We start from the raw sequence: 12,448 nt of genomic DNA, 5'->3' as shown, positions 1-12,448 counted from the left end.
AAAACAAAGGCGAGCCATCTGGCTCGCCTTTTTCGTTGTTGCCCGATAGGGCTGCTGGTATTACGGGCGGTAGCTTTTGGATGCCTTGACCACGTTGTTCATCTCGTCGATGAGTTCGTACAGCTCAGGCTCGATGTCCTCGCTGCTGGCCCCTGCCTTGAGCGCCGTTTCGATGGTATGGCACAGGTTCTTCAGGCGCGGCACACCGCTGTAGGCGCAGCTGCCATGGAGCTTGTGGATAGGCGGCCACAGCTCGATCTCCTTGCCGTCCAGCACCTCGTTGACCAGCAGTTCGACCTCGGGCATGAAGTCGAGCAGCATCTGCAACATGTCTTTGGCCAAGTCCTCTTTGCCGGCGGCTTGCTTGAGCGCTAGAGCCCAGTCCCAGCTGACATTGCTGTTGGCCGGCTCTGGCTGGCTCTGGTTGGTTTGTGCTGTCAGGGGCGCCGGCTCTTTTCCGGTCGGTGCCGCCCACTTAGACAGGATTTGCAGCAGGATATGCTCTTCGATGGGTTTGGTCAGGTAGTCGTCCATCCCCGCTTCGATTAGGCGCTCGCGTTCTCCTGCCATGGCATGGGCCGTAACGGCGATGACAGGCGTGTTGTGGTTGAGATCGGTTTGGTGGATTGCCTGGCAGGCACTGACCCCGTCCATTTCCGGCATCTGGATATCCATGAAGATCAGGTCGAATTGCTTTTGGCGGGCATATTCGACCGCCTTGCGGCCGCCGGTTGCGGTGATCACGGTTTCGACCCGCTCGCTGAGCAGGGCGGAGATCAGTTTCAGGTTGGCCGGGTTGTCGTCAACCGCCATCACGGTGAGCGGCTGGACGGTTTGAGCCTCGTCCTCGTCCGGTAGCAGCTCAGGCTCGCTGAAGATGTCCGGCTGGCAGCACAGGGCTTCGAATAGCTTGCGGTGGCCAAGCGGCTTCGGCAGGCAGGCGGATACCCCGGCATTGATCAGTCGTTCGGACAGGGCCAGCTCGGTGGTCGGCAGGCTGACGATAACCTTGTCGCTAAGCTGCTCGGCCTTGAACACGGTATCGAGCAGGCTGGCCAGCGGTGGCTGTTCGCCCGGCGAGAGGTTGAGCAGGGTAAAGTCGTGTTGCTCTGCCTCATCCGGCATGGTCGAGCGGTAGGTCACGTGGATGCCCGCCCGGATCAAGCGTTGCTGCAGTACCGATGCCGCCTGCATGTTCGGCTCGATCAGCAGTAGCTTCTTGTTGCTCAGCTGGCGGGTATCGATAGGTTGCGAGACGGGTAGGTCGGTCTTGCTCAGGCGCAGGCTGAACCAGAAGGTCGACCCCTGATGGAGCCGGCTGGTCAGGCTGATTTCCCCACCCATCTGGCTGACGAGCTTCTGGGTGATCACCAAGCCAAGGCCGGTACCGCCGTAGCGTCGTGAAATACTGGCGTCAGCTTGGCTGAATGCTTGGAACAGCTGGGCCTGCTGGCGCTCCGAGATCCCGATCCCGGTATCGCGAACCATGAATTGAAGTTCGATGAACTCGTCCTTGTCGTTGCGCATCTCCACCGCGACATCGATGTTGCCGCGTTCGGTGAACTTGACCGCGTTGCCGATCAGGTTGGTCAGAACCTGCTGGATCCGCAGCGGATCGCCAATCAGACCCGCTGGCACGCGGTGGTCGATCTTGAGGGTGAGTTCGAGGCCCTTTTCGTGGGCACTTGGTGCCAGCAGCTTCATTACCTCATCGAGGGACTCGGTAAAGTCGAACGGGATATTCTCTAGCAACAGTTTGCCAGCCTCGAGCTTCGAGAAGTCGAGGATGTCGTTGATGATTGTCAGCAGGTTGTTGGCCGACTTCTCGATAGTCTGCAGGTAGTCCTGCTGGCTGGTGCTCAGGCGGGTCTTGAGCATCTGGCGGGTAAAGCCGATGACACCGTTGAGCGGGGTGCGCAGCTCGTGTGACATATTGGCCAGAAACTCGGATTTGACCCGTGCCGCTTCCTGGGCGCGTTTCTTGGCGATGTCGAGCTCGACATTCTGGATTTCGAGCTGCTCGAGGGTCTCGCGCAGATCCGAGGTGGCCTGGTCGATGCTCTGCTGCATTTCGATATGGTATTCCGACAGCGAGATGGCCATCGCGTTGATCCCGTTCTTGAGGGTATCGAGCTCGCCGAGCAGTTGCCCTTCGATTCGTACATCGAGGTGGCCGCGGCGGATTCGGTCGACTACGCTGACCATGTGCGAGATCGGGCGGGTAACGTCTTTCATCAGCCGGTAGGCGAACAGCGACGACAGGGTCAGCCCGAACAGCAGTACCATCAGGGCTGTGAATATTTCTTGGTATTGCTGCAGGCGCAGCGAACTGAGATCCAGCTCAACCGCGATGTAGCCAATGGCCTCGGCTTGGTAGCCTGCGCTGATACTGCTGCCGAGCGGCCCTTCCTTTAGGATCGGGGCGCGCAGGATCAGGGAGTTGTCGTTGAGCCGGGTTTCGAGCAGCATCGGGATCGGCTGGTCGGCCGGGTACATCAGCGCTTCGAAATTGCGGTGGAAGTTCGAGGTGACGAACAGATCGTTGGACGGAGTGAATACAGCAATGCTGCGGACAATCTGCGAGTGTTTGCGATGAGCATAACTAATCAGCCGTCTAACGGCTTCGCGGTTTTGGTCGGCCATACCGTATTCGGTCGAGATGGCAAGCGGCTCGATAATACTGGCACCGGTCGAGATAAGTTGGTGCTCAAGGTCGCGGTACCGGCTCATGGTAAAAAATGCGCTCAAAAGCAGGCCAATAATCAGGGTCGGTGCTAATGTCAGGGTGAAGACCCTGGCACGAAGTCCATATTTGGTCATGGTTCACTTAATTACAAGAATGCGATTCTGTGGGAGAATTGGTGCTTATTTCCCTGCGAATGATGAAAGGTCGCGGGGTGTATTAGGTCGATAGCTTAATGAAACTAGGGCTATTCGACAACGAACGAATAACAAACTGTAGTGGATGTCACTCAGTTTGACTACCTGCACTGTGAGTCGAAACACTATGGCACGCTTTTTCAAGCCTCAGAAACGTAAAATTACGGATACCAAGCACAAAGAAATCACCATTAACCGCTTTGATCATCAGGGTGCCGGTATCGGTCATCTTGACCGCAAGCCGGTTTTTGTTGATGGCGCCCTGCCGGGCGAAAAGGTGGTGGTACAGCTCACCGAGGACAAGAAGCAGTATGCCCGTGCCAAGGTGATGCGCCGCTTGAACGACAGCGACCAGCGTGTTGCCCCTGCCTGTCCGCTGTATGCGGAATGTGGTGGCTGCAACCTTCAGCATCTGTCGCACGATGGCCAGGTTGCTGCCAAGCAGCAGGCATTGGGTGAGTTGATGGGCAAGTTCGCCAAGGCGGGCCATATCGAGCAGGCTGAGCCGATTGCCAGTGCGCCATGGGGTTACCGCCGCTGTGCTCGCTTTGCCGTACTGCCTGCCGGCGGCGGTCTGCGAGTGGGCTTCCGCAAAAAGCAGAGCAAGGAAATTGTCGATGTCGAGCACTGCCCGGTATTGGCTGAGTCCCTCAATGCGCTGCTCCCTTCGCTCCGAGAGGTATTGGGCAAGCTGCAGGCGCGCAAGGCGCTGGGCCATGTTGAGCTGGTTGAGGCCGACAATGGTCGAGTGGTGCTGATCCGCCACCTCCAGCCGTTTTCTGACAAAGATATGACCCTGCTCCGTGAGTTTGCTGACACCCATCAGCTAATGTTGTTCTTGGCGCCAACGGCCGATCAGCTCGATGCGATGTCAGACAAAAAGCCATATTATGAACTTGATGGTCTGGAGTTGGTGTTCTCGCCGAAGGACTTTATCCAGGTCAATGCCGAGGTGAACCGCAAAATGGTGGCTCAGGCGATGGACTGGCTGGCGGTGGCGCCGGGGGACCGGGTGCTGGATCTGTTCTGCGGGTTGGGGAACTTCAGTTTGCCGTTGGCAAAGCAGGCCAAAGCGCTGGTCGGTGTTGAAGGCATCGACGAGATGGTGCATCGTGCTGGTGACAATGCCCAGCACAACGGGCTGGCAAATGCGGCATTTTTCCAAGCCAACCTTGAAGACGATGTGACCAAGATGGCGTGGGCGAAGGAGCGCTTTGACAAAGTGCTGCTCGATCCGGCCCGTGCCGGTGCGGCCGGGGTGATGCAGCATGTGGTGGGGCTACGTCCTGAGCGGGTCGTCTACGTTTCGTGTAACCCTGCCACCCTTGCCCGAGATAGCCAAGTGCTCTTGGAGCAGGGGTATCAGTTGGAAAAGCTTGGTATGATGGACATGTTCCCCCATACCGGGCATTTAGAGTCAATGGCGTTGTTTGTTAAACAGCCTTAGCCATTACAGAAGAACAGGAAAGAAACATGGTCGCAGTACGCGGTGCGCACTTAAAGGAAAATGATAAATTTGAGCTTTCATCCTGGGTGGAAAGCCTCAAGCAGGATGCCAAGGTGGCAGAACGCATCAGGCAAACTTACCAGCGGTGTATTGATCTCACGGCAAATGTCGACTCGGGGCCACTTTTGTTGTGGCGCGGGCGCGAGATGGTCGAAATTCTTGTCACCCTGAGCATGGATAAGGATACCCTCACCGCTGCGTTGCTGTTCCCGCTGATGGAGGCGGGCGTATATGAGCCGGAGGCTTTGAAGGAAGACTACAGCGCGACGATTTTGCAGATGGTTACCGGGGTCAGCCAGATGGCGGCGATCGGCCAGCTCAATGCGACGACCGAAGGGGCGGAGCAATCGGTTCAGGTCGATAATATCCGCCGGATGCTGCTCTCCATGGTGGATGATTTCCGTTGCGTGGTGATCAAGCTGGCGGAGCGGATCTGCAACCTTCGCGAAGTGAAGGACGAGCCGGACGAGGTTCGCCGCGCCGCCGCCAAGGAGTGTGCCAACATCTATGCCCCGCTGGCTAACCGTTTGGGGATCGGCCAGCTTAAATGGGAAATTGAAGATTACGCCTTCCGTTACCGTCATCCAAATACCTACAAGCAGATCGCCAAGCAATTGGCCGAGCGGCGGATCGACCGAGAGCACTATATCGAGCATTTCGTGACGGATCTGGCCGATGCGATGAAGGCATCGTGTATCAAGGCTGAGGTACAGGGGCGGCCGAAGCATATCTACAGCATCTGGCGCAAGATGCAGAAGAAGAGCTTGGCGTTCGACGAGCTGTTCGACGTGCGGGCGGTGCGGATCATCGCCGACGAGCTGCAGGACTGCTATGCCGCGCTTGGTATCGTTCACACCAAGTATCGTCATTTGCCCAAAGAGTTTGACGACTATGTGGCCAACCCGAAACCTAACGGTTACCAGTCAATCCATACCGTGGTACTGGGGCCGGAAGGCAAAACCATAGAAATCCAGATCCGAACCAAGCAGATGCACGAGGAGTCGGAGCTGGGTGTTGCCGCCCACTGGAAGTACAAGGAGAGCGGCTCGTCGTCCGGTGGTGCCAAGTCGTCCTACGACGAGAAGATCAACTGGCTGCGCAAGCTGTTGGCGTGGCAGGAGGAGATGTCTGACTCCGGTGAGATGATCGAGGAGCTGCGCAGTCAGGTGTTCGATGATCGGGTCTACGCCTTTACCCCGAAGGGGGACGTGGTCGACCTGCCGCTCAATGCGACGCCGTTGGACTTTGCCTATCATATTCACTCCGAAGTTGGACACCGCTGTATCGGCGCCAAGGTGGAGGGGCGGATTGTACCGTTTACCTATCACTTGCAGATGGGGGATCAGGTCGAGATTATCACCCAGAAGGAGCCGAATCCATCGCGTGATTGGCTCAACCCGAACCTCGGCTTTGTCACGTCGAGCCGTGCTCGTGCCAAGGTTCATGCTTGGTTCCGCAAGCAGGACCGAGACAAGAATATCGCGGCGGGCCGTGAAATCTTGGAGCACGAGCTGGGTAAAATCGGTGCGACGCTCAAGGATGCCGAGGCCTATGCCCTTAAGCGCTTCAATGTTAACTCGGCCGATGAATTGTACGCTGGTGTCGGCAGTGGTGATTTGCGAATCAACCAGGTGCTCAACCACATCAATGCGCTGGTCAACAAGCCGACGGCTGAGGAAGAAGACCAGCAACTGCTTGAGAAGCTGACGGGGGCGGGCAGCAAGGCTCCTGGCTCCAAGAAGCCACAGCGTGACGCCGTGGTGGTTGAAGGGGTCGATAACCTGATGACCCATCTGGCCCGCTGTTGCCAGCCTATTCCTGGCGATGAGATCCAAGGTTTTGTGACACAGGGGCGTGGTATCTCGGTCCACCGTAGCGATTGTGAGCAGCTTGAGGAGCTACGCCATGTTGCCCCGGAGCGGATTATCGATACCGTATGGGGCGGCGGCTTTGTTGGCAACTACAACATCACGGTGCGGGTAACGGCATCCGAGCGTAACGGTTTGCTCAAGGAGTTGACCAACACCTTGGCCAACGAAAAGGTCAAGGTGGCGGGGATGAAGAGTCGGGTTGACTTCAAAAAGCAGATGTCGATTATGGACTTCGACCTTGAGCTGACGGATCTTGATGTGCTGGGGCGGGTGCTTAAGCGGATTGAGCAGGTGCGCGATGTGGCAGAAGCCAAACGTCTGCACTAAGCCGTAGGCGACAAACCAAAGAGCGGGAGCGAAGGCTGCCGCTTTTTCTTTTCTAACCAGAGAATGGTATTTATGAGCAAGACACAGAGCCCGATTGAACAATTGGTTGAGATTATGGCTACCCTGCGCGATCCGGAGCAGGGTTGTCCGTGGGATCGCAAGCAGACATTTGCCACTATCGTGCCGCATACCCTCGAAGAAGCCTACGAGGTGGCGGATGCCATCGGGCAGGAAAATTGGGGCGATGTCCGTGAGGAGCTGGGTGATTTGCTGTTTCAGGTTATTTTTTACAGCCAGCTGGGCAAGGAGCAGGGGCTGTTTGATTTTGACCAAGTGGTGGCTGGGCTCAATGAGAAGCTAATCCGTCGCCATCCTCATGTTTTTGCCGGTAGCGAGTTTGCCAGCGAGGCGGAGATCAGCGCCAACTGGGAGGCGGAGAAAGCCAAGGAGCGAGCCGACAAGGGCGAGGACACTAGCGTGCTGGCCAATATACCGCGAGCCCTTCCTGCCCTGACTCGGGCAGACAAAATCCAGAAGCGCTGTGCCAAGCATGGCTTCGATTGGGATACGCTGGGGCCGGTGGTCGACAAGGTCCATGAGGAAATCGACGAAGTGCTGGAAGAGGTTATCCAAGTGCCACAGGACCAGGACAGGATCGAGGAGGAAATGGGGGATTTGCTGTTTGCCGTGGCCAATTTCAGCCGCCATTTGCAAGTCAAACCCGAGCATGCCCTTCAGCGCGCCAACCAAAAATTTGAACGGCGATTTCGCGAAGTGGAGAAAAATGTGCTAGAAAAAGGGAGGCAGCTCGAAGACTGTACTTTGGCCGAATTGGACAAGATTTGGGAGCAGGTCAAGGCTGCGGAAAAGTGAGCGGCGGGGGGATTTGCTATTGACTATACGGTTGATAGCACTCCAATTATGCAGAATTGATTTGAAACAAAAAAAAACCAATCCTGCTGTGATAGTTTTCACGTTGTGGCGATAAAACGTGTCTGGTATACTAATTTCCCGTCTAGATACATTTTATCCTCTATACCAATCTTCCAGGTAAAACATGACAACGAATTACATTTTTGTTACGGGCGGGGTCGTATCCTCACTAGGTAAAGGCATTGCTGCTGCATCTCTAGCAGCTATTCTAGAAGCTCGTGGTCTTAACGTGACCATGATGAAACTAGACCCTTACATCAACGTTGACCCAGGCACAATGAGCCCAATTCAGCATGGTGAAGTATTCGTTACGGAAGACGGTGCAGAGACTGACCTTGACCTAGGTCACTATGAGCGTTTCATCCGCACCAAGATGACCAAGCGCAACAACTTTACAGCAGGCCGCGTATACGCGGACGTTCTGCGTAAAGAGCGTCGCGGTGACTACTTGGGTGCAACTATTCAGGTTATCCCTCACATTACCAACGCGATCAAAGAACGCGTTATCGCCGGTGCACAAGGTCACGATGTTGCTATCGTGGAAGTGGGCGGTACCGTTGGTGATATCGAATCTCTACCATTTATGGAAGCTATCCGTCAGCTTGCTGTAGAACTAGGCCGCGAGCGCGCGATGTTCATGCACCTGACACTGGTACCATACTTGGCTGCGGCTGGCGAAGTTAAGACTAAGCCGACCCAACACTCTGTTAAGGAACTGCTGTCTATCGGTATCCAGCCTGACGTGCTGATCTGCCGTAGCGACCGCATGATCCCTGCAAACGAGCGTGCGAAGATTGCCCTGTTCTGTAACGTGCAGGAAAAAGCCGTTATCTCAATGAAAGACGTAGATTCAATCTACAAGATCCCTCAGCTAATCAAAGCACAGGGTCTTGATGATCTAGTGTGCCAGCGTTTCGGCATTACAGCGCCGGAAGCGGATCTGTCTGAGTGGGAACAGGTTATCTACGAAGAAGCAAACCCAACCGGCGAAGTGACTATCGGTATGGTCGGCAAGTACATTGAACTGCCGGATGCATACAAGTCTGTGAACGAAGCACTTAAGCACGCGGGTCTGAAAAACCGTCTGTCAGTGAAAATTCGCTATGTGGATTCTCAGGACGTTGAGTCTAAAGGTACTGAAATTCTTGAAGGCCTTGACGCAATCTTGGTACCAGGTGGCTTCGGCAACCGTGGTGTTGAAGGCAAGATCCTGACAGCACAGTATGCTCGTGAAAACAAAATCCCTTACCTTGGCATCTGCCTGGGTATGCAGGTTGCACTGATCGAGTTCGCTCGTAACGTTGCTGGCTTGGAAGGCGCGCACTCAACAGAGTTCAACGCTGAAACTAAGCACCCTGTTGTTGGCCTGATCACTGAGTGGGTAGACAACGAAGGTAACGTTGAAGAGCGTAGCGAGAAGTCTGACCTAGGCGGTACGATGCGCCTTGGCTCTCAGCTATGTCACCTAGTTGATGGCACCAAGGCTCGTGAGCTGTACGGTAACCCAACTGTACACGAGCGTCACCGTCACCGTTATGAAGTAAACAACAAGTACGTCGCTCAACTTGAGAAGGCGGGCTTGAAGATTTCTGGTCTGTCTGCAGACAAGAAGCTGGTGGAAATCGTTGAGAACACGGGTCACCCATGGTTCGTGGCTGCTCAGTTCCACCCAGAGTTCACCTCAACGCCTCGCGATGGCCATCCTCTGTTCGAGGGCTTTGTGAAAGCGGCTGGTGCGAACCAGCGTGGTGAGCTAAACAAGTAAGGATTACGGATAGCTGCGGCAGGTGTTAGCTGCAGCTATTTTTTTAGCTTTTAAATTCAAGATAAAGCAAGAGGAAACACAATGTCTAAGATCGTTAAAGTTCTAGGTCGTGAAATTATCGATTCACGCGGTAACCCAACTGTTGAAGCGGAAGTACACCTAGAAGGCGGTTTCGTAGGTATGGCTGCTGCACCATCTGGTGCATCAACTGGTTCTCGTGAAGCTCTTGAGCTACGCGACGGTGACAAGTCTCGTTTCCTAGGTAAAGGCGTTCTTAAAGCTATCGAAGCTGTGAACGGTCCTATTGCAGAAGCTCTAGTAGGTAAAGACGCGAAAGCTCAGGCTGAAATCGATCAGATCATGATCGACCTAGACGGTACTGAGAACAAGTCAAACTTCGGCGCAAACGCAATCCTAGCAGTATCTCTGGCAAACGCTAAAGCAGCTGCAGCTGCAAAAGCTATGCCTCTATACGAGCACATCGCTGAGCTAAACGGCACTCCAGGCGTATTCTCTATGCCTCTACCAATGATGAACATCATCAACGGTGGTGAGCACGCAGACAACAACGTAGACATCCAAGAGTTCATGATTCAGCCAGTTGGCGCTAAGACTCTTAAAGAAGCTCTACGCATCGGTGCGGAAGTATTCCACAACCTAGCTAAAGTTCTTAAGTCTAAAGGCTACAACACAGCTGTTGGTGACGAAGGTGGTTTCGCTCCAAACCTTAAGTCTAACGCTGAAGCTCTAGAAGTTATCTCTGAAGCTGTTGCTGCTGCTGGCTACGAGCTAGGCAAAGACGTTACTCTTGCTATGGACTGTGCAGCATCTGAGTTCTACGACGCAGAGAAGAAAGAATACAACCTGAAAGGCGAAGGTCGTATCTTCACTTCAAACGAATTCTCTGATTTCCTAGAAGAGCTAACTAACCAGTTCCCAATCGTTTCTATCGAAGACGGTCTAGACGAGTCTGACTGGGATGGTTTCGCATACCAGACTGAGAAACTAGGTAAGAAAATCCAGATCGTTGGTGACGACCTGTTCGTAACTAACACTAAGATTCTTGCTGAAGGTATCGAGAAAGGCATCGCTAACTCTATCCTTATCAAGTTCAACCAGATCGGTTCTCTAACTGAAACTCTAGCTGCAATTAAGATGGCTAAAGACGCTGGTTACACTGCAGTTATCTCTCACCGTTCAGGTGAAACTGAAGATGCAACTATCGCTGACCTAGCGGTAGGTACTGCTGCTGGCCAGATCAAGACTGGTTCTATGAGCCGTTCTGACCGTGTTGCTAAGTACAACCAGCTAATCCGTATCGAAGAAGCACTAGGTGAGCGTGCTCCTTTCAACGGTCTTAAAGAAGTTAAAGGCCAGGCGTAATATCCTGCCTTGACGCAAGTTTTACTTGCCTTCGAAAAACCGCCCTTATGGGCGGTTTTTTTATGGGCGAATGACAGGACGGAGCTAGTGTCAAACTACGCTTTATGGGATGATAATCAGCTCGTACCAGACCGCTGTAGAAATGGAATCAAGACCTTATACAGTGTGATTGCCGGCTTATCGGAAGCAGGCAAGAAATGGTGCGCTATGATTATCAATTTAGCCAGGGGGAGCGGATGCGCCTGTTAACACTGACATTGCTGATGATCTTGGGCTGGCTGCAGTATGATTTCTGGCTGGGCAAGAACGGGATGGTGGACTATCTGGCCGTTCGCGATAATGTAGCCGTTCAGCAGCAGGCCAATTCTGAGTTGGCCAAGCGTAACCAGCAGATGTATGTTGAAATCCACGATTTGAACCGTGGGCTGGAAGCGGTTGAGGAACGTGCCCGCAATGAGCTAGGCATGGTTCGCCCTGATGAAACGTTCTTCCGCATAGTCGGCGATTAATCCAACTCACTGGCCGCAGGCCGATTACGATATCCATGAGCAGTGAAATGATAGCGGTAGTTCCTGCCGCCGGGGTCGGCAGCCGCATGGCGGCAGATCGCCCGAAGCAATACCTGCAGATAGCAGGTAAAACCATTCTTGAACATACCGTGGCACGCCTGCTGAAACACCCTTCGATCGAGAGGGTGGTAGTGGCCGTGAGCCCGGATGACCCATATTTCCCAGCGTTGCCATTGGCCTCGGATCCCCGTGTCGAGCGGGTCAACGGCGGCGCAGAGCGGGCCGATTCAGTATTTGCAGGGCTCGCTGCCATCGGGGATAGCAATGCATGGGTATTGGTCCACGATGCGGCCCGGCCTTGCTTGCGCCATGAGGACTTGGACAAGCTGATCGCGGCGGCGAAGGCCAGCGAGTTCGGCGCAATCCTTGCCGCGCCGGTGCGCGATACCATGAAGCGCGGCAATGGCAGTGGTGCGATCGCCCAGACTGTTGACCGCAGTGATCTCTGGCATGCCCTTACCCCGCAGATGTTCCGTGCCGGCCAACTCAAGCAGGCATTGGAGTCGGCATTGGCCGATGGCGCAGTTGTGACCGACGAAGCCTCTGCACTCGAACATTGTGGCATGACACCTCAACTGGTGGCGGGACGTGCCGATAACCTGAAGGTGACCCAGCCAGAAGATCTGGCCTTGGCGGCCTTTTATTTGGAAAACTTATTGAGGGACGAGCAATGATGCGAATTGGACACGGCTTTGACGTACACAAGTTCGGTGGCGAAGGCCCGGTGATTATCGGTGGTGTTGCCGTACCTTATGAACAGGGGTTGCTGGCCCACTCTGATGGTGACGTTGCCCTGCATGCGGTATGCGATGCCTTGCTAGGGGCGATCGGTGCCGGCGATATTGGCCGCCACTTCCCAGACACTGATGCAGAGTGGAAAGGAGCTGACAGCCGGATGTTGCTGCGCGACGTGTACAGCAAGGTCAAGGCCAAAGGCTATCTACTGGGCAACCTGGATGTCACGATTATTGCCCAGGCCCCGAAAATGGCACCGCACATCGAGGCGATGTGCCAAGCGATTGCCGCCGATCTTGAAACGGCAGTTGAGAATATTAACGTCAAGGCGACCACCTCGGAGCGTCTTGGCTTTACCGGCCGTAAAGAAGGCATCGCCTGCGAAGCGGTCGTTTTGATTTGTAAACAATAATTACGTTGCCGTGACGGCGGGAAACTTTTTTCCTGGCCGATCCGGAGCGAACACTATGGTGTAAAT

Annotated in this window: 9 protein-coding genes; 8 read left to right on the top strand and 1 reads right to left on the bottom strand. The window is 54.6% G+C overall.

Annotation, left to right across the window (positions count from 1 at the left end):
* Window positions 1-60: 60 nt before the first annotated feature.
* Complete coding sequence (gene barA, locus ABT56_RS07795) at window positions 61-2,820, bottom strand: two-component sensor histidine kinase BarA (protein WP_047878315.1); 2,760 nt, start codon at window positions 2,818-2,820, stop codon at window positions 61-63.
* A 187-nt stretch (window positions 2,821-3,007) separates the two neighbouring features.
* On the opposite strand from barA, the gene rlmD reads away from it, so the two are divergent.
* The 8 genes from rlmD (at window position 3,008) to ispF (ending at window position 12,382) form a co-directional block, all read left to right on the top strand.
* The gene (gene rlmD / locus ABT56_RS07790; protein ID WP_047878314.1) at window positions 3,008-4,327 is read left to right on the top strand and encodes a 23S rRNA (uracil(1939)-C(5))-methyltransferase RlmD; all 1,320 of its coding nucleotides are present in this window, start codon (window positions 3,008-3,010) and stop codon (window positions 4,325-4,327) included.
* A 26-nt stretch (window positions 4,328-4,353) separates the two neighbouring features.
* Window positions 4,354-6,585, top strand: coding sequence for a GTP diphosphokinase (gene relA, locus ABT56_RS07785; RefSeq protein WP_047878313.1), 2,232 nt, complete (start codon window positions 4,354-4,356; stop codon window positions 6,583-6,585).
* A 72-nt stretch (window positions 6,586-6,657) separates the two neighbouring features.
* Window positions 6,658-7,458, top strand: a complete 801-nt coding sequence (gene mazG / locus ABT56_RS07780) for a nucleoside triphosphate pyrophosphohydrolase (RefSeq protein WP_047878355.1) — start codon at window positions 6,658-6,660, stop codon at window positions 7,456-7,458.
* 184 nt (window positions 7,459-7,642) lie between these two features.
* Window positions 7,643-9,283 carry a CTP synthase gene (locus ABT56_RS07775; protein WP_047878312.1) on the top strand — a complete coding sequence of 547 codons (1,641 nt, stop codon included), beginning with the start codon at window positions 7,643-7,645 and terminating at the stop codon, window positions 9,281-9,283.
* A gap of 81 nt (window positions 9,284-9,364) precedes the next feature.
* Window positions 9,365-10,666, top strand: a complete 1,302-nt coding sequence (eno, locus tag ABT56_RS07770; RefSeq protein WP_047878311.1) for a phosphopyruvate hydratase — start codon at window positions 9,365-9,367, stop codon at window positions 10,664-10,666.
* Between the two features lie 236 nt (window positions 10,667-10,902).
* Window positions 10,903-11,175 (top strand): cell division protein FtsB, encoded by a 273-nt coding sequence (ftsB, locus tag ABT56_RS07765; RefSeq protein WP_047878354.1) that lies wholly within the window; start codon window positions 10,903-10,905, stop codon window positions 11,173-11,175.
* A gap of 35 nt (window positions 11,176-11,210) precedes the next feature.
* Window positions 11,211-11,909 (top strand): 2-C-methyl-D-erythritol 4-phosphate cytidylyltransferase, encoded by a 699-nt coding sequence (ispD, locus tag ABT56_RS07760; protein WP_047878310.1) that lies wholly within the window; start codon window positions 11,211-11,213, stop codon window positions 11,907-11,909.
* Window positions 11,909-12,382 (top strand): 2-C-methyl-D-erythritol 2,4-cyclodiphosphate synthase, encoded by a 474-nt coding sequence (ispF, locus tag ABT56_RS07755; RefSeq protein WP_047878353.1) that lies wholly within the window; start codon window positions 11,909-11,911, stop codon window positions 12,380-12,382. The genes ispD and ispF overlap by 1 nt, the downstream gene beginning before the upstream one ends.
* Window positions 12,383-12,448 lie beyond the last annotated feature (66 nt).

The sequence above is a fragment of the Photobacterium aquae genome, assembly GCF_001029445.1.
GTDB classification, from domain to species: domain Bacteria; phylum Pseudomonadota; class Gammaproteobacteria; order Enterobacterales; family Vibrionaceae; genus Photobacterium; species Photobacterium aquae.
Note: the sequence above shows the minus strand (reverse complement) of the source record. Positions and strands in the feature narration are given on the sequence as shown.